The 17,137-nt window shown below is 36.2% G+C and carries 19 protein-coding genes and 1 pseudogene; 12 read left to right on the top strand and 8 right to left on the bottom strand.

Going from position 1 to position 17,137, the window contains the following annotated elements:
* Positions 1-9 precede the first annotated feature (9 nt).
* The 3 genes from MKY78_RS02735 (at position 10) to MKY78_RS02725 (ending at position 1,866) form a co-directional block, all read left to right on the top strand.
* The gene (locus MKY78_RS02735; RefSeq protein ID WP_339215991.1) at positions 10-558 is read left to right on the top strand and encodes a GbsR/MarR family transcriptional regulator; all 549 of its coding nucleotides are present in this window, start codon (positions 10-12) and stop codon (positions 556-558) included.
* Positions 559-650: 92 nt separating this feature from the next.
* Positions 651-1,592, top strand: coding sequence for a 3'-5' exoribonuclease YhaM (gene yhaM / locus MKY78_RS02730; RefSeq protein WP_339217804.1), 942 nt, complete (start codon positions 651-653; stop codon positions 1,590-1,592).
* Positions 1,593-1,668: 76 nt separating this feature from the next.
* Positions 1,669-1,866, top strand: a complete 198-nt coding sequence (locus MKY78_RS02725) for a sporulation YhaL family protein (RefSeq protein ID WP_186869323.1) — start codon at positions 1,669-1,671, stop codon at positions 1,864-1,866.
* 46 nt (positions 1,867-1,912) lie between these two features.
* Here the strand turns inward: MKY78_RS02725 and MKY78_RS02720 are convergent, their stop codons facing one another.
* A complete protein-coding gene (locus tag MKY78_RS02720; RefSeq protein WP_339215989.1) occupies positions 1,913-2,803 on the bottom strand; it encodes a peptidylprolyl isomerase in 891 nt (296 codons plus the stop codon).
* A 244-nt stretch (positions 2,804-3,047) separates the two neighbouring features.
* Here MKY78_RS02720 and MKY78_RS02715 point away from each other — a divergent pair, with 244 nt between their 5' ends.
* Entirely contained in the window at positions 3,048-4,406 is a 1,359-nt protein-coding gene (locus MKY78_RS02715) for an IS1182 family transposase (protein ID WP_339214434.1), read from the top strand.
* A 492-nt stretch (positions 4,407-4,898) separates the two neighbouring features.
* On the opposite strand, the gene MKY78_RS02710 is transcribed toward MKY78_RS02715, so the two are convergent.
* Complete coding sequence (locus MKY78_RS02710) at positions 4,899-5,438, bottom strand: DUF3267 domain-containing protein (RefSeq protein ID WP_339215987.1); 540 nt, start codon at positions 5,436-5,438, stop codon at positions 4,899-4,901.
* Positions 5,439-5,641: 203 nt separating this feature from the next.
* On the opposite strand from MKY78_RS02710, the gene MKY78_RS02705 reads away from it, so the two are divergent.
* The gene (locus tag MKY78_RS02705) at positions 5,642-5,977 is read left to right on the top strand and encodes a DUF1878 family protein (protein ID WP_339215986.1); all 336 of its coding nucleotides are present in this window, start codon (positions 5,642-5,644) and stop codon (positions 5,975-5,977) included.
* Positions 5,978-5,985: 8 nt separating this feature from the next.
* On the opposite strand, the gene MKY78_RS02700 is transcribed toward MKY78_RS02705, so the two are convergent.
* Entirely contained in the window at positions 5,986-6,477 is a 492-nt protein-coding gene (locus tag MKY78_RS02700; RefSeq protein ID WP_339215985.1) for a helix-turn-helix domain-containing protein, read from the bottom strand.
* A gap of 295 nt (positions 6,478-6,772) precedes the next feature.
* On the opposite strand from MKY78_RS02700, the gene MKY78_RS02695 reads away from it, so the two are divergent.
* The 5 genes and pseudogenes from MKY78_RS02695 (at position 6,773) to MKY78_RS02675 (ending at position 10,806) form a co-directional block, all read left to right on the top strand.
* Entirely contained in the window at positions 6,773-7,972 is a 1,200-nt protein-coding gene (locus MKY78_RS02695; RefSeq protein WP_339215983.1) for a glycine betaine/L-proline ABC transporter ATP-binding protein, read from the top strand.
* Positions 7,965-8,819 (top strand): proline/glycine betaine ABC transporter permease, encoded by an 855-nt coding sequence (locus tag MKY78_RS02690; protein ID WP_339215981.1) that lies wholly within the window; start codon positions 7,965-7,967, stop codon positions 8,817-8,819. Before MKY78_RS02695 ends, MKY78_RS02690 begins: the two co-directional genes overlap by 8 nt.
* A gap of 122 nt (positions 8,820-8,941) precedes the next feature.
* On the top strand, positions 8,942-9,832 hold the full coding sequence (locus MKY78_RS02685) for a glycine betaine ABC transporter substrate-binding protein (protein ID WP_339215979.1): 891 nt from the start codon (positions 8,942-8,944) through the stop codon (positions 9,830-9,832).
* 213 nt (positions 9,833-10,045) lie between these two features.
* Positions 10,046-10,246: pseudogene (locus tag MKY78_RS02680) on the top strand (IS1595 family transposase); the annotation flags it as partial.
* Between the two features lie 56 nt (positions 10,247-10,302).
* On the top strand, positions 10,303-10,806 hold the full coding sequence (locus MKY78_RS02675) for a DinB family protein (protein ID WP_339215977.1): 504 nt from the start codon (positions 10,303-10,305) through the stop codon (positions 10,804-10,806).
* A gap of 253 nt (positions 10,807-11,059) precedes the next feature.
* On the opposite strand, the gene MKY78_RS02670 is transcribed toward MKY78_RS02675, so the two are convergent.
* The 3 genes from MKY78_RS02670 to MKY78_RS02660 all read right to left on the bottom strand — a co-directional run bounded on the left by MKY78_RS02670 (position 11,060) and on the right by MKY78_RS02660 (position 12,634).
* Complete coding sequence (locus MKY78_RS02670) at positions 11,060-11,425, bottom strand: YtxH domain-containing protein (RefSeq protein ID WP_339215975.1); 366 nt, start codon at positions 11,423-11,425, stop codon at positions 11,060-11,062.
* A gap of 124 nt (positions 11,426-11,549) precedes the next feature.
* Entirely contained in the window at positions 11,550-12,065 is a 516-nt protein-coding gene (locus MKY78_RS02665) for a tryptophan transporter (RefSeq protein WP_186869332.1), read from the bottom strand.
* Positions 12,066-12,205: 140 nt separating this feature from the next.
* Positions 12,206-12,634, bottom strand: coding sequence for an HIT family protein (locus MKY78_RS02660; protein ID WP_339215972.1), 429 nt, complete (start codon positions 12,632-12,634; stop codon positions 12,206-12,208).
* A 528-nt stretch (positions 12,635-13,162) separates the two neighbouring features.
* Here MKY78_RS02660 and MKY78_RS02655 point away from each other — a divergent pair.
* Both MKY78_RS02655 and MKY78_RS02650 read left to right on the top strand, forming a co-directional pair.
* Positions 13,163-13,906: an ABC transporter ATP-binding protein gene (locus tag MKY78_RS02655; RefSeq protein ID WP_339217802.1), complete on the top strand. Its 744-nt coding sequence runs from the start codon at positions 13,163-13,165 to the stop codon at positions 13,904-13,906.
* Positions 13,899-15,107 carry an ABC transporter permease gene (locus tag MKY78_RS02650; protein WP_339215970.1) on the top strand — a complete coding sequence of 403 codons (1,209 nt, stop codon included), beginning with the start codon at positions 13,899-13,901 and terminating at the stop codon, positions 15,105-15,107. The genes MKY78_RS02655 and MKY78_RS02650 overlap by 8 nt, the downstream gene beginning before the upstream one ends.
* A 63-nt stretch (positions 15,108-15,170) precedes the next feature.
* Here the strand turns inward: MKY78_RS02650 and MKY78_RS02645 are convergent, their stop codons facing one another.
* Together MKY78_RS02645 and MKY78_RS02640 are read right to left on the bottom strand one after the other, a co-directional pair.
* Positions 15,171-15,722, bottom strand: coding sequence for a hypothetical protein (locus MKY78_RS02645; protein ID WP_339215968.1), 552 nt, complete (start codon positions 15,720-15,722; stop codon positions 15,171-15,173).
* Between the two features lie 154 nt (positions 15,723-15,876).
* Entirely contained in the window at positions 15,877-17,046 is a 1,170-nt protein-coding gene (locus MKY78_RS02640) for a M20 family metallopeptidase (RefSeq protein WP_339215966.1), read from the bottom strand.
* Between the last annotated feature and the right edge of the window lie 91 nt (positions 17,047-17,137).

The following is a 17,137-nucleotide window of genomic DNA, read 5'->3' as shown; positions in this document are numbered from 1 at the left end:
GTACATCCGGTGACAGAGGACAAAGATAGTAGAGAATGGGAAAAACATGAAGAAACAATTGAAAAGTTCATCCAAACAATAGCGAAGAATATGAACTTATATGGCTTAACATCTTCCATAGGTAGATTATATGGGGTTCTATATTTTTCTGATGAGCCGATGACATTAGATGATATGCGAGAAGCTCTTGAAATGAGTAAGACAAGTATGTCTACGGGCGTAAGAGCATTATCCGATATGAAAATGGTAGAAACTGCCTTTAGAAAGGGAATCCGTAAAGATTTGTATCGTTCCGAGGAGGATTGGTATAAATCCTTTACTTCCTTATTCGGCAATCGATGGAGAAAGAATACAGAATCAAATATCGAAGAGGCTGAAGAGACGTTAGAGGAGTTAAGAAAGCTATATGATGCTACAGAAGACGAAGAACTAAAAGAGAGAATTGAACGCGATATGGACCGCTTAGAATATGCGAAGAATTATTATAAATGGCTAATGAATTTCATCCATGTCGTGGAGTCTGGTAAGATATTCGAATATATACCGAAGAACAATTAAAAGATGTTAACAGCTGAGATTGACGTTTGCTTTTTGAATGCAAGTCAATCTCATTTCTATTATGGGGGAGGAACGATAACATGATAAAAGGAATGGGAAAAGGGATTGGCCATCATCAAATAGGAGATTCATTTGAAGGATTTGTCCTAATAAAGGATGCAACGAAAGGAACGGCAAGTAATGGTAAACCGTTTTTAACACTTGTATTACGAGATGCAACAGGGGAAATCGAAGCAAAGCTTTGGGACGTGACTGGGGAAGATGAAGCACTGTTTGTTCAGGAACAAATTATTCGCATTACTGGTGAAATAAATCAATTTCGTGGGAAACCTCAAATGCGAATCAATTCGATTCGACTAGCACAGGCGACAGATGGTATTCAAGTTGCTGATCTTCTAGAAAAAGCCCCCGTAGAACGGGAAGAGCTGATGACTAGGCTGACAGAGATTATTTTTGAAATGCAAAATCCAACGATTCAGCGAATTGTTCGAGCAATTATTAAAAAGTATCAAGAACCACTATCCCTTTATCCAGCAGCTACACGTAACCATCATGAGTATGTGTCTGGTCTTGCCCATCATATTGTCAGTATGTTAAAAATCGCTAGGGAATTATGTGACCTATATCCACAAGTAAATAAGGACCTTTTATATGCTGGCATTATATTACATGATATTGGTAAGTTAAAAGAGTTATCTGGTGTTGTATCTACTACCTATACACTTCAAGGGAAATTACTTGGTCATATACCAATGATGGTAGAGGAAATTGGTCATATAGCAAGAGAGTTAGAAGTTGATGGAGAAGAAGTCCTTATCCTACAGCATTTGGTTTTATCACATCACGGAAAAGCCGAGTGGGGAAGTCCGACACCGCCATTAGTAAGAGAAGCGGAATTATTGCATTTAATTGATTTAATCGATGCAAAGATGAATATGTTAAATCGTGCATTAGATAAAGTGAAGCCTGGTGAATTTACGGAGCGTTTATATGCAATGGACAATCGTTCGTTCTATAAGCCTACGTTTGAATGAGCAGTTTTTTTAAGTAATATTCTACCCTCTTGTACATATAATTGGAGTAAGTAGCAATGGACAAGGGGGTAGAATAATGATATTTGGAATGCCTTGGTGGGTTTTCATGGTTATTTTATTTATTTTCTTTAGTGGTTATATGGCTTTTCGAGCAATGCGGGCGGAAAGGGCACTGGAGAAGCAATATATTGAACGTGAAGGTCAAGTGTACATGAAAAGAATAGAGGAAGAACGTGAGCAACGTAGACAAGAACAAAAGGAAGTAACTAATTAGGTAAAAAACTGCCACCAAATTCAGATTTGGTGGCAGTCTTCGTTTATTAACCTTGTGCTTCTGGAGTAGTGAACAAATCTTTGTATTCTTCGATTTTTACATCAACGCCAGCATCTTCGATAAGCTTGTCCAATTTAGATTGAACATCAGTGTAATCAATTTGCTCTAATGCTAATTGACGACGAATGTCTTCTTTTTTATCCTCAAAGGTAGGAACTTCTGTTACTTGGATGAAGTGTGTACCAAAGTTAGATTCAACTGGCCCGCTAATTTCACCCTCTTCTAAACTAAAAGCAGCATCTTCGAATTCCTTTACCATTCTACCGGTTGTGAAGTAACCTAAGTCGCCACCATTAGCAGCACTTCCATCATCAGAGTATTCTTTTGCAAGTTCTGCAAAATCTTCGCCCTCATCAAGTTTCTTTTGTACTTCTGCAACAAGTGCTTCTGTTTCTTCTTCAGTTCTGTCTTCATTTTTTTCAATTAGGATATGACTAGCACGAATTTCGATTTCTCGATTTTCTTTCATTTCATTGAATTTATCTTCAAGTTCTTCATCGGAGAATTCAATATCCTCAAACATTAGTTTTTCTTGCAGTAGTCTTTGATATGTTTGGTCACGGAATGCTTCTTCATCTGGATAACCTTGTTGTGTTAACCACATGGTGAACATATCACCTTGCGCATCTTTGGCTTCTTGTACCGCATTATCTAATTCTTCATCTGATACTTCATATTTATCTTCTAATACTTTAATGACAACCATATTGTAAAGCGCGCTTTCACCAATATAATTTTTCATTTCATTATAGAAGTCTTCCTTTGTGATGTCTCCTACGGTAGATTCTACAACTACCTCTGAATTTGCATCATTACTGCATCCAGATAATAATAAAACACCTGCTGTAATAGTTGCAGCGATTGTTAGTTTCTTCATTACATTACACTCCTAATCTCTTCTTTATTACTTCGTATAACTAATGATTAATATACCATAGTTTATCAATAAAATAATAGCTAAATCCAGGAATTACTTATTTTTTACACACTTTGAATGAATTTCATAATTCTTAGTCCATGTCTCCCAACGGTTTTGAGAGTTGAAAAAAGAAGCACCTCCCCAAATCTTGTATAATGGTAGTTGACTATACAACCATAAAAAGACTGAAGGAGTGCTTCTTATGACCATTATACGACAACCAAGTTTATTTGGCATCCAGGAATTATATGACATGGAGCCTACCCAAAAATATGATGCCATTATTGCAGCGATAGACTTGGATAAAATCTATCATGTAGTAACGAAAAAATCACGACTTGGCGCACCGGAAGAACTAAACTATGCCGCCATGATTATCTCTATTTTCGTTAGATATATTGAGCGTATTCCGATGGTAAAGGATCTTATTCAACGCCTCAAGGATGATATTACCTTTAAACTAAATTGCGGGTTCCTAGTTTCAGATAGGGTACCTTCTGAATCCTCTTATTCTCGACTCCTAACGAAATTAGTGGAGTCCAATATTTTGGAGGATGTATTTGAAAAAGTTGTCCTCCAAGCAATTGAAGAAGGTTTTATTACAGATGATACAGTCGCTATTGATGCCACTCATTTTGAAGCTCGTGATCAAGCACCATCAAAAGAAGAAAAGTCAAAACCAGAGCCGAAAAAACGTGGTCGCAAATCCAAAGAAGAGCGTGACCAATGGCTAAAAGAACAAGCTGAAAAGGAAGCTAGTCTGCCTCTTTATGAAAAGAAAATTGAAGCTCAATTAGACGCACCTTTAGATGAATTACGCTCTGAAATGCCTGTAGACCCGAAGTGGGGTGTGAAAAAGAATTCAGAAGGTAAGAATGTTTTTTGGTTTGGCTATAAAGGTAATTTAGCCGTTGGTACGTCGAGTCAGTATATTCTTCAGACTGCTTTTTCTTCCGGAAACTTACATGATAGTAAAGCAGCGATTCCTTTACTGAAAGGAATCCATGAAAATTTATCTCTTTCTTCCTTGTGTTATCAAACCATGGACGCTGGCTATGATTATGAACCCATCTACGAACAGGTACACCGCATGGGACAACGCTCAATCATCGCATACAACAAGCGAAATGAAAGAGAACCAATCGGTTTTGATAAACATTTTGCCCCTACTTGTTTCAGAGAGCATTCTTATCGTTACGACAGTTTTGATGCCAAATATGAAACCTTAAAATATACAAGACCAAAAGAATGTAGTGACTGTCCATTGGCTAACGAAGGCATCTGTCAAAAGGTTTTTAAAATGAAAATAACGACAGATCTTAGAAAATATTCGGCACCAGCTCGTGGATCGATGGCATGGAAAAATATTTTTAAACGTCGCACTGCGGTCGAAAGAGTTAATGCTTATCTTAAAGAATTCTTTCAACTAAACAATGTTCGATATCGTACTGGAAAGCGTGCAAAAGGTCATTTTGACATAGTTACGCTTGTTTATAACGCTTCAAAGTTAGCGGCAGATCGTATGAATGCACAATTAATTCAGCAGCAACAAGCCGCGTGATTATTGTTTTTTAAAAGTATATTTTAGAAATTCTGTAGGTCTGTGAATTTTTAAAAAGAGCAATTATGAAATTGATTCACTTTATCTTGAAATTGTAATGGAAAGTAAAAATGATGACATGGAGCTAGTTACCATTAGGACAAGTGATGTTTAAACCATAGCATTTAATACTTTAATGTATGAGGATACAAGTAAGATAAGTATCATAATATTAGTAAATCGAAATACAGTCGCTTGCTTGTTATCGTTCATCTCCAATTTTTTACAAAATTTATCTGTTAAAGAATTAAATATAACTAAAATGATAAATCCATAAATAAGAAAAATAAGGAACATACCTTACAACCTCCTCGTGCAATACTGCTTAATAATGCGTTATGTATAAAAAAACCATTAAAATGACATGATAGTAAGTTAGTACATATAAAATACTGTAACAAAAAATTCAATTATTGGATAGTAAAAAAGAAGAGGCAAGATTAGATGCCTCTTCTAGTTCGCTTTCAATAGTATATCAAAGCCTTGATCGTCTTTTTCCACAAAAGATTGTCTAGGTGCTTTGATAATATGTTTAATCGATAAAAAGTCTAAAAAGGACATGCCTACATTGATAGATGTGAATAAAAGAAAATAAACGTATATACTTGGAAAAAGTAATGATGCAATAATCCCTGGAATTGTTAAGACAATGGTAGGGGTTAGGGCTGATAAAATATAAGCATATTTCTTAATTCGCGCATCCGTATAGAAGGTAAGTATCGGTAGTCCTCGTTTTCGATTAATTATTAATTTCATTTTTCTATTTATCATAATTAATGGTAAAATATGCAATAAAGAATGAAGTGTTGGCAATAAGATGATTGCCAGTACAAATAGGAAAATTCCTGAATCACTAACTGAATTACCTTGATGTAACATGGAGAATGGTACATAAAGTATGATAAAGGTTATAAGACTAGTAAAACAAGATATTAAATTAATCCATCTCATACCATATTGCTTATTTAAATTAACAGATTTCCAGCAATTCATATTATGCCTTCTCCTTCACTTCGTTATGTTAGACTATGAATGATTGTCTAAAGGAATGACTATTAATTCTAAAGCCTTATTGATGATAGTATCTTATAAAGGAAATTGCAATAGGATTTACGAAAAAAATTATATAAAAATACTAGCAATTGAAAATATATTCTGATAACTATGAAAAGAGTGGGCGAAAGAGGGGGTTCGAGATGAGTGAGCATAACAATCTGGCAACATTTCATTTACAGTTGCTAACGAGAATTATCGATGTGAATAAATTCCCTTTCACGAAGCTTGTTATCGAAAATGAAATAACAGAAGAAGAGTATAAGGAAATATTTCATATATTAGAGAAGATTAATTCGGAGTATATAGAACAGAAAGAAGAGGGGTTACTGCATTATTCCTCTCTTTTAGCTAGGTTTGCAGGGTTACTGAATCCAAAACTAAATCCAACAGATACAATTTATGCTTTAAGAAGAGAAGGGTATTTTCCGGACTTATTAGATGAATTTATTCAAATCCTAAAAAAAGATGGCTTATAGAGTATCTCCTATAAGTCATCTTTTTTTATTTGGGAAGCTTCATGAAAGAATTCTTCTAATTGTATATGAAACTGCATGATTTGAAGCAGCTTATTCTCTAAATCTCGATTTCTTTCATCTGTAGTTATCTGTTCAATTTGACCTTGAATTTCTAGCAATGCATCTTTACGATCAGCTGTGGCATCAAGCCATTTCTTTAGGTAGGAATTCATGAAGTGCTTAAAAAGTTGATTGTTGGCTTGATATAAATCCTTTCGTACTCCCTTTTTCCACACTCGCTTTACAAGATTTTGATCGACTAAACTTCTTACACTATTACTCATGGATGTTTTACTTTTTCCTAATGCTTCACTAAGTTCATCTAACGTTAGAGGTCGTGCTTCCATATATAGTATCGTAAATACTCTAGCTTCTAAAGGGGATAGCTCAAATAATTCAATTGTTTTAGCGAATTCCAATAATATACCATTCATAATCGTTTCGTTGCTGCTATTCAACATGCAACCCTCCTATATGTACCTAACTTAAGGTTACAATAGTATCCCTTTAATTAAAAATGGATAGTTCAGGTGGATTATGGAGTATTATGGAGTATTTATAAGGAAAGATGCTATATAATTAATACAGAATAAACTGTACAATTTATATGTTCGAAAATTAAAGAATATCAAGTTTGTCCTGTTCGTACAATAAAGTATATAGTAATAAAGTAAGCAAAACACGGCGTTTAACAAATCAATCTATTAATCAAGGATTTAATGGATAGATATTATTGTATAGAAAGAGGTGAAGGTTTTGCCGATTATCGAGGCAAAAAACCTATCAAAGGTTTTTGGGAAAAATCCAAAGCAGGCATTAGAGCTTTTGGATAAAGGATTATCAAAGGAAGAAATTTTAAAAAAGACAGGTAGTACTGTTGGTGTTAATCGAGCATCATTTACGGTTGAGCCAGGAGAAATCTTCGTTATTATGGGGTTATCTGGTAGTGGTAAATCAACGTTAGTAAGACTGATAAATCGATTAATCGACCCGACAGAAGGAAGCATGTTAGTTGATGGGCAGGATTTGGCAAAAATGGATAAGAAGGAGCTACGTCAAGTACGTCGTGAAAAACTTGGCATGGTGTTCCAGCGTTTTGCACTATTTCCCAATCGTACGGTTTTACAAAATACGGAATTTGGATTAGAGGTACAAAAGATTCCTAAAGAGGAAAGAACGAAAAAAGCAAAAGAAGCACTTGAGCTTGTAGGATTAGGTGGTTACGCCGATCAAAAGCCTGACCAGCTATCTGGTGGTATGCAACAACGTGTAGGTCTAGCTAGAGCGTTAGCTAATGATCCGGAAGTACTTCTAATGGATGAAGCATTCTCAGCACTTGACCCCTTAATACGTAAGGACATGCAAGATGAATTAATCGACTTACAATCTACTATGAAAAAGACGATTATTTTTATTACACATGATTTAGATGAGGCGTTACGGATCGGGGACCGAATTGCACTTATGAAGGATGGCTCGATCGTTCAGATCGGAACACCGGAGGAAATATTAGTTAATCCTGCTAATGAGTATGTTGAACGATTTGTGGAGGATGTTGACCGTTCAAAAGTATTAACGGCACAACATATCATGAAGCGACCGGAGACGATAAATATTGAAAAGCATGGTCCACGTGTAGCATTAGAGCGGATGAAGGAATCTGGTATATCTAGCATTCTAGTAGTAGATAGTAAACGTAATCTAAAAGGTTATGTAACAGCTGATGATGCTTCGGAAGCAAGGAAACAAGATGTTCGTGACTTAAAAGAAATTATGCGGACTGATATTAAAGAGGTAGAAAAAGAAACTTCTATGCAAGACATTTTTAATGTAATCAATGGTTCACCTGTTCCTGTAGCAGTTGTTCAAGATAAGAAACTGGTAGGAATAATTGTACGAGGTGCTGTCATTGCTGCTCTTGCAGGGGATAGTGAGGTGAATCTAGAACATGTTTAAAGAATGGTTTACAGAAGGAATACCGATAGCAGATTGGGCTAAGGATTTTACGAGTTGGACAAAGGATACATTTGCTATTTTCTTTGATCCGATAAAACAACATCTCGGTAGTTTTATGGAATGGTTTTCTGAAGATGTATTAATGTTAATACCGCCATATATATTTATGATTATTATCGCTATTATAGCATTTGTTTTATCTAAGAAGAAAATTGGTTTGACAATCTTTTCATTTGTTGGACTATGGTTAATTTACAATCAAGGATACTGGGAAGAGTTAATGAGCACGGTCACGCTAGTACTGATAGCAAGTTTACTCTCTATTATAATAGGTGTCCCTATCGGCATACTAATGTCTAAAAGTAAAACAGCAGAAGCAATTCTTAAACCAGTACTAGATTTCATGCAGACGATGCCTGCATTCGTATATTTAATTCCAGCGGTTGCGTTCTTTGGAATTGGAATGGTTCCAGGTGTATTCGCATCGCTAATCTTTGCAACACCACCTACTGTTCGATTTACGAATTTAGGAATCCGTCAAGTCTCAAAAGAGCTAATTGAAGCTTCAGAAGCATTTGGTAGTACGGGTGCTCAAAAACTTTTTAAAGTAGAGCTACCAATGGCAAAGGCTACCATTATGGCTGGTATAAATCAGACTGTCATGCTTGCGTTATCAATGGTCGTTATTGCTTCTATGATAGGAGCACCAGGTCTTGGGAAAGAAGTATTAACAGCATTACAGCGCTCTGATGTCGGTACAGGGTTTGTTGCCGGTATAGGAATTGTAATAGTAGCGATTATAATTGATCGTTTTACACAGAGCATGAATAAGCAAAACAATGCTTAAATCAGGCATGCTTCCGCTGCAAGTGCGGGAATGCTTGTGCCTCATAAGGGGTATTATTGGTAAACTTTTCTGGATGAAAAGTTCCATATAAATACATTATTTTAAAAGGGGAGTTAACTATTATGTTTAAACGTAACTGGAAACGTCTAGGATTGATTGCTGGATTATCATTATCATTATTTGCAGCTGGTTGCTCATCAGACAATAATTCATCTAATGATGAAGGTTCATCAGAAGCAGGGAAAGAAATTAATCTGGCTTATGTAACATGGGATACTGAAATTGCTTCTACAAATGTTGTAGGTAAAGTGTTAGAAGACTTAGGATATGATGTAAAATTAACAGCATTAGATAATTCCATAATGTGGGAAGCGGTAGCAAATGGTGAAGCTGATGCAATGGTTGCTGCATGGCTACCAGCGACACATGGCAGTCAATATGAGCAATATGGTGACCAAATGGAGCAGCTTGGTCCTAATCTAGAAGGAGCTAAAATTGGGCTAGTCGTACCATCATATATGGATGTTGATTCAATTGAAGATCTATCTGATGAAGCTGGTAAAAAGATTACTGGAATTGAACCAGGAGCAGGTGTAGTAGCAACATCTGAACAAGCATTAGAAGATTATGAAAACCTCGAGGATTGGGAAGTCGTAACCTCTTCAAGTGGTGCAATGGCCACTGCTTTAGGAGAAGCGTATGACAACGAAGAAGAAGTTATTGTAACTGGTTGGTCTCCGCACTGGAAATTCGCTAAATATGATCTGAAATATTTAGAAGATCCAAAGGGTACATTCGGTGGAGCGGAAACTATTGAAACGATGGTTCGCAAAGGTTTAAAGGACGATTTACCAGAAGCTTACCAAGTGCTTGATAACTTCTTCTGGACTCCAGAAGATTTAGAATCCGTTATGCTTGATATCTCTGAAGGTATGAACGAAGAAGAAGCAGCAGCTAAATGGGTAGAAGAAAATCCAGATAAAGTTGCGGAGTGGACAGAAGGAATTGAATAATAAATGATAATGATGAAACCTGTAGGCTTATATGGCCTGCAGGTTTTTTAATGCTAGAAGGAGAAGGTAAAAAGTTTCAAGGAAGAATAGTGATTAACCATCTTTCAAGCTTAATTTGTAGTGACTCAGTTAAAGGTAAATGTTGATAATTGACACCTGTCCGAATTCTTGATATTCTTATCGAAAGAACAAGTGTTCGATTGCGGTGTCAGGGTGAGCGAAGCGTTTAGAAGCTTGTTAAATTATATCGACAAATTACCGCATACCGAAAAAGAGCAAGTATATCAATGGGTTAAACGCTATGTTGAATTTTTTCTCTCTGCTGGTGGTCGTTTAATCAATGAAATGAGAGAAACGCGCTTCAAGGAAGGAATTAGGTGTCCTCATTGTTCATCAGAACACATTGTCCGGTTTGTAATGTGTTTTCAGAAATAAAAAATCATTGAAATGTGATTATGGAGGTATTGTATATGTATGTAACGATTGCAGACTTTGTTAGAGAATGGAAATGGGAGTCAACTCTAACTCAAAAGGTTTTGGAAGGTTTAACGGATGATTCATTAAAACAAAAAGTTTACCCAGCAGGTCGTACATTGGGAAGAATTGTTTGGCATTTTACAACAAATATACCAGAGTATTTAGCTCATTTCGGACTGAAAGTAGACGAAGTAGAAAATGCAGAAAATGTCCCTACCTCAGCTAAAGAAATTGCTGAAACATTTAAACATATAAGTTCTTCTGTAATCAAAATCATGGAAGAACAATGGACTGACGAATCCTTGAAGGAAGTGCAAACCGCATTTGGTAGAGAGGAAACAAATGCGCAAATTTTTATGGGGCTAATTAAGCACATAGTTCATCATCGTGGGCAAGTTACCATTCTTATGCGTCAAGCTGGCATCAAACCTTTTGGGGTTTATGGACCACCAAAAGAAGATTGGATTCACTTAGGTGTGGAAAATCCACCACTTTAATAGTATTATGAACAGTTCATTAGTAATACGAATGGGACTGGGACATAACAAAAGAAATATGGTCTTTTCGAACAGATGTCGCCCCTGTGCTGGAAGCAACCGCAAGTATATTTCCGGAGCGGGGTCTTTGCTTTAAGTTAAATTCTTTTGTCCTAGCCTCTTAATCTCGAACTATAATCAACATTAAAGTTTAACAGAGCCTTTGTAATAAAAAAACCAACACGGTTCAAGGTGTTGGTTTCTATCTTCATTTTTATTTCTTACTAGCATTTACTTTTTCTTCTAAATCCTTTAAGCTTGATTCAATTTGTTCCAAATATTGATGAATGTTTTTTTGATGTGGTTCTACTGATTCTTTCCATTCGACAATAGAGCTTTTCATTTCTTGTGTTAAATCCTTAATGAGGGAAACACCTTCTCTAGATGTTGCTGCGATTTGATTTTTAAGACGTAGTCCATCCATTTTAAGATTTTCCAAAAGCTCCATCCATTCTTGGGATTGGTCTTTTACCTTATTTCTAATTTCTTTACCTGATGATGGAGTAGTTAATAATGTTGTAACTGCTCCAACTACACCTCCTACCATTATGCCTAGCATGAGAGATTTACCTTTTGCCATATGAATCCCGCTCCTTCCCATTCACTATAATTTTTCCATGTTTCTCTATTTGTATGTATTAGGAATGCTTTCCTTAAAAAATCCCCTGACAACACAGATGCCAGGGGATTTATCCTATCATTCATTAAACAGCTATTGGCTTGGATCGCTTTAATATTTGCTGGACTACTGGAAAAATAATAATCATCAGCACCGTATTTAAAGCAGCTGCAGGTAATACAGCAGAAGCAAAAGCGAGTACAAATACGCCATCCATTAGTCCTACGACATATAATGCCAATGTAAGAAAAATGGCTCCACTAATCATTGTACCAACAGCAGTTAAAACCGGTACGCCTATTCTTATGTTGACTCGATCTTTAATTAACAGAAAGAGTGCAAAAAAGATGATGGCTGTAATTGGTTTTTCAATAAAATTGGCTATTTGACCACCAGGTGCATTTGTCGTAAGTGCCGATAAAATCCCTGTTGCAATTGCTAATACACCAACATATTTCAATTTAGGAAATAACATGATACCGATAAACATCATAGCTAACATCATGTCTGGTGTTACACCATAAATTGGGGGCATGATAAAATGCAATACAGCGCCCATCCCTACTAATAGTGATAAAATGACTAAAACCCTTGTATTCATTTGTACCTCTCCTCAGCTAAGCTATCTAAGCTCATATATTTTTGTTCCTCAACTGTACACTCGTTGTCAGCTGCAGAAACTTATCATAAGTATATCAAACATCAACAAAAATAAAAAGAATTAATTTACAAATTGTTTGACTAATTGATTTCCTTATTTATTTGACCAGCGATCTGTTGTAAATCACTAGGAGTGTAATCGTCCGTATGAACGTTCCAATTCGATGAAAAACCGTCCCCTTCACCATACCGTGGAATTAAATGAATATGTAAATGGAAGACAGATTGATCTGCAGGAGCTTCATTATTATTTAGTAAATTCATGCCAACAGGCTGAAAAGCTGCTTTAATAGCATTTGCGATACGAGGAACGCGTGCAAATAATTCTGATGCAACTTCACTCGGTGTTTCGTAGATGTTTTTCACATGTTTTTTAGGAATCACTAATGTGTGTCCTTTTGTGACTTGGCTAATATCTAAAAAGGCCAGTACGTGTTCATCCTCATACACTTTAGCTGAAGGGATTTCTCCTTCAATTATTTTACAGAATATACAATCTTCATGTGCCAATATGACCAACTCCTAACTTTTTCCTTTATTTTATCTATTCTGTCTGATTAATGCAAAGTCTTAAGCTAACACAAAACAAGAAAACAGGCTTCACCCAAAAAGGATGAGCCTGTTCTTGTAGAGCCGAGGACAAGAAAACTAATGTGGGGACTTGTATTACCGTTAAACTGCTTAAAGCAACTTATCCGGTTTACAAAACCTTTTTGTTAGTATCCCTTGGCGTTGAGATATGTTCTAACAAAAGGGTTTTATTTCATTAGATTATCTTTCGCAAACACCCCATTTGTTTTTTTCATGTTGTCCTTTAGTGAAGCATCACTATTCTCCAACACTAACACCTCATTTGTGTTAACAAATTGGTTTATTGCTAATTGGTTTCCTCGACTCTACAGTAGTATTTTGAGCTTTTTTCGCATTTCTATACACTTCGTTTTATGTAAATGTCGAAAAAGGTATGAGAGTTTCCTTTGGAATTTACCCCCATAAATGATAAAATTTTTAACAAGTGATCAAGTAGGGGGAATGATTGTGGAACCTTTATTACATATTAACAATTTAGTTGGGGGATATACCCACAAAAATGTTCTCCACGGTGTTTCGTTTGATGTAAACGCTAAAGAGATTGTAGGGCTTATTGGTTTAAATGGTGCTGGTAAAAGTACGACTATTAAACATATTATTGGCTTAATGCAGCCGAAGAAGGGTTCAGTTTCAATAAATGGGAAAACCTTTAAGGACAACCCTTCCGAATACCGAAATCAAATGGCATATATTCCGGAAATGCCAATCCTGTACGATGAGCTGACATTGTATGAACACTTACGGTTAACTGCGATGGCATATAATATTCCGGAAGATGTGTTTGAGAAAAGATTACAAGTATTGCTTAAAGAATTTCGAATGGAAAAGAAATTAAAATGGTTTCCAGTCCATTTTTCAAAAGGTATGCGCCAGAAGGTGATGATTATGTGTGCCTTCTTAATTGAGCCGCCTCTATATATTGTGGACGAGCCATTTGTCGGTCTGGATCCTTTAGGTATTCAGTCTTACTTACAATTGATGGAGGAGATGAAACAAAACGGTTCAGGCATATTAATGTCAACCCATATACTAGCAACGGCGGAAAGATATTGTGACCGATTTGTTATTTTACATGAGGGACAAATAAGAGCACTTGGTACATTAGAGGAGTTAAGAGTGCAATTTCAAATGCCAAAGGCAACACTAGATGATTTATATGTTCAGTTAACAAAGGAAGATAGCCATGTTTAATTCACATGACTTTTTTATGAAGCGTTTTAGTGCACATTTAAAGGATATGAGTCGGTATTTACGCTATATCTTTAATGGGCATATTGCCTTTGCGATGTTATTCTTTATTGCAGCTATAGCTTATTATTATCAACAGTGGTTAGCCACTATACCAGACAATTTTCCCACTGCTTGGATAATGGGAGGTGTATTGGGGATTGTTGTTACCTATAGTCCAGTTCGTACACTCCTCAAGGAGCCGGATTTAGTATTCCTAATTCCAGCTGAGCATCAGATGGGGGCATATTTTAGAAACGCACTAATCTATAGTTTTGTTATTCAGCTTTATATTGTTGCTATCGTGATGGCAGCATTTGGCCCATTGTACGCAACGAGTTTTGAGAATCGAGGAAATTATCTCGTAATCATTGTTGTGGTGCTAATTTTTAAACTGTGGAATTTAATAGCTAATTGGTGGATATTAAAAATCCGTGAGAAAAATATTCGTGTGATCGATCAAGTAGCTAGACTGTTACTGAATATTTCGGTGTTTTATTTCCTTATTAATGGAAATATGCTTCTTGCGAGTGTTACAACGATTTTGTTCACGATTGTCTTTTTATATAATTTTAGCCTGTCTAGAAAACAAGCGGGTGTTAACTGGGAATTATTATTGGAAAAGGATATACATCGTCTGCAATCCTTCTATCGATTTGCTAATATGTTCACGGATGTACCACATCTAAAAAATAAAATAAAATCGCGGCAATGGTTAGTTTCCATGATAGAACGAAACATTCCCTTTGAACGGAAGAGTACCTATGACTACTTATATCGAATAAGCTTTATTCGTGGTGGAGACTATTTGTCGATGTATATTCGGTTAATTATTATTGGTGGAGTATTTATTTACTTTCTACCGAATATATGGATTAAGATTATCTTTGCGATTCTATTCCTTTATATGACGATTTTCCAACTGATGACCTTATACCAACATCATCGAACGATAATGTGGTTGGATCTGTATCCTGTGGAAGTGGAAATGAGAAGAAAAGCTTTATTAAAGTGGATTATAGAGCTTGCGATTGTGCAAACAGTACTTTATGCCATCGTATTTTTGCTGGCCCAGGCTTATTTAGGATTTCTCATTACATTGGTAGGGGGACTTCTGTTTACCTTTGCCTTTACCAATGGATTTGTAAAACGAAAATTAGTATAGGAAAAGCATTCTTAGGATCTCTCCTGAGAATGCTTTTTTTCTAATTAGAGTTCAATTTCTTGATTACTTCCGTTTGAACGAAATATGGTGCTCCTGAAATTGCTCTAACAGTGCTCTATGATAAGGCTCTATGTAACCGTTCTTCGACAATTGTAATGTTCTTCCATCATAAAAGTGAAATTCATACGTGTTAAAGCCTTCGCTGCGCGGGACTTCATAATAAAGAACGGTTTCAATATCAGACCAATCGTAATGGGAAAATTCATTCGATAAGTCCTCGCGAATGGATATGCCATCAGCTGCTATAGAAGTAAATGGTTTGGCAGCAAATAGGAACAAGAAAATGCCTACAATAGATAAGAAAATACCAATCATCACAGATAGTTTATTGACATTGCCGAAGTAAATGATTAAACTTGCTACGCCTATTAAGAAGGCACCTGCTCCATATAGGTAATAGCTTAATGTTGGGACAATAACTATCCACGTTCCAGGGTCAAAATAGATGCTGTTTGCGATGAAGGCTGGAATAAAGAGAAGTAGCAGCGGTGAAACCATGAAGACTCCAATACCGATTGCCATAAAAAAATGCCGTTTTTCATAATTTGGTACCATAAATTATCCCCCTAATTTGTCTGTATACCGTATATACGACTATTTCCAAAAAAAGGTTTCGCGGATGATGGGAACTGTTTTGGTATTGTCTTAAGGGAACAAATATATCCCTATCACGATAACCGTAATAGGGATAATTAGTTAGAGCGGATAATTACTTATCCTGGTATGAAAAGTAAGCACTGATTAGAGTTTTAGCTGCAATTGGCATAGCTTTTTCATTGAAGTCGAAATGTGGATGGTGATGGGGATAGTGATTTCCATCCTTTTCTGCTCCAGTAAAGAAAAATGCACCCGGCTTTTCTTGCAGATAATAAGCAAAGTCCTCTCCACCCATAACCGGAATAATTTCTTCAGCCTGTTCTACTTCCGGTAATTTATTACTAACATCAAGGATTCGTTCTGCTTCTTGCTTATGGTTGATTACCGGTGGATACCCTTTTTCGTAATGGAAGGTATAGGTGCATTCATAAGAAGTACAAATCCCTTTTACAACTTTCTCCATTTCTTGTATCACTTGCTCCTGAATATCGGTATTTAAATACCGTACCGTTCCAATTAATGTAGCAGTATCCGCGATAACATTAAATGCATCACCAGCTTCAAACTTACCTACGGTGATGACGGCAGTTTCTAGTGGGTCAATTCTTCTACTAATAATTTGTTGTAGTTGAGATACGACTTGAGATCCGATAACAATCGCGTCTTTTGTTTCATGTGGATAAGCGCCGTGTCCACCTTGGCCTTGAATCTTAATTTCGAATCGGTCAGCACCAGCCATGAGGACATCTTTCGCTGTTTGGATAACCCCTAAAGGAGTAGTAGCCCATAGGTGGGTACCGAATATGGCATCGACATTTTCTAATACACCAGCCTCAATCATAGGTTTTGCCCCACCAGGTGCGTATTCTTCTGCATGTTGATGTAGAAATACGATGGTACCTGGTAAATCTTTTTGAAAGGTTTTCATCACTTTAGCTAAAACTAGGAGTGTGGCTGTATGGCCGTCATGTCCACAAGCATGCATGACTCCATCGACTTTTGATTTATAAGGAACCTCTTTTACATCTTGAATTGGAAGTGCATCAAAGTCTGCTCGAAACGCAATAGTTTTCCCGGGTTTTCCCCCTTTTAAGGTTGCGACAACCCCATTACCACCTACATTTTTTATATAGGGGATATCGAGGTCTTTATAGAAATTTGCTATGTATGCAGCTGTTTTGTATTCCTGGAAAGATAGTTCTGGATATTGATGTAAATAACGGCGTATTTCTACCATTTCTGGATATAAGTTTTCAATTGCTTTATGAATCTCTTGTAGCATAATCGTTCCCCCCTTGTTAGTTTTTATTATTATAGCATCTTTTGAAACAGTGCAAAAATTAATTTGAAATTGTTAGGAGATAGGCTATGAT

Source organism: Ornithinibacillus sp. FSL M8-0202, assembly GCF_037975285.1.
In the GTDB taxonomy this organism is placed as follows: domain Bacteria; phylum Bacillota; class Bacilli; order Bacillales; family Amphibacillaceae; genus Ornithinibacillus; species Ornithinibacillus massiliensis.
Note: the sequence above shows the minus strand (reverse complement) of the source record. Positions and strands in the feature narration are given on the sequence as shown.

Coding starts and splice junctions, on each gene's coding strand:
- yhaM (WP_339217804.1), top strand. CDS start 651: ATGGGAAAAGGGATTGGCCATCATCAAATAGGAGATTCATTTGAAGGA.
- MKY78_RS02725 (WP_186869323.1), top strand. CDS start 1,669: ATGATATTTGGAATGCCTTGGTGGGTTTTCATGGTTATTTTATTTATT.
- MKY78_RS02720 (WP_339215989.1), bottom strand. CDS start 2,803: ATGAAGAAACTAACAATCGCTGCAACTATTACAGCAGGTGTTTTATTA.
- MKY78_RS02715 (WP_339214434.1), top strand. CDS start 3,048: ATGACCATTATACGACAACCAAGTTTATTTGGCATCCAGGAATTATAT.
- MKY78_RS02710 (WP_339215987.1), bottom strand. CDS start 5,438: ATGAATTGCTGGAAATCTGTTAATTTAAATAAGCAATATGGTATGAGA.
- MKY78_RS02705 (WP_339215986.1), top strand. CDS start 5,642: ATGAGTGAGCATAACAATCTGGCAACATTTCATTTACAGTTGCTAACG.
- MKY78_RS02700 (WP_339215985.1), bottom strand. CDS start 6,477: ATGTTGAATAGCAGCAACGAAACGATTATGAATGGTATATTATTGGAA.
- MKY78_RS02690 (WP_339215981.1), top strand. CDS start 7,965: ATGTTTAAAGAATGGTTTACAGAAGGAATACCGATAGCAGATTGGGCT.
- MKY78_RS02685 (WP_339215979.1), top strand. CDS start 8,942: ATGTTTAAACGTAACTGGAAACGTCTAGGATTGATTGCTGGATTATCA.
- MKY78_RS02675 (WP_339215977.1), top strand. CDS start 10,303: ATGTATGTAACGATTGCAGACTTTGTTAGAGAATGGAAATGGGAGTCA.
- MKY78_RS02670 (WP_339215975.1), bottom strand. CDS start 11,425: ATGGCAAAAGGTAAATCTCTCATGCTAGGCATAATGGTAGGAGGTGTA.
- MKY78_RS02665 (WP_186869332.1), bottom strand. CDS start 12,065: ATGAATACAAGGGTTTTAGTCATTTTATCACTATTAGTAGGGATGGGC.
- MKY78_RS02650 (WP_339215970.1), top strand. CDS start 13,899: ATGTTTAATTCACATGACTTTTTTATGAAGCGTTTTAGTGCACATTTA.
- MKY78_RS02645 (WP_339215968.1), bottom strand. CDS start 15,722: ATGGTACCAAATTATGAAAAACGGCATTTTTTTATGGCAATCGGTATT.
- MKY78_RS02640 (WP_339215966.1), bottom strand. CDS start 17,046: ATGCTACAAGAGATTCATAAAGCAATTGAAAACTTATATCCAGAAATG.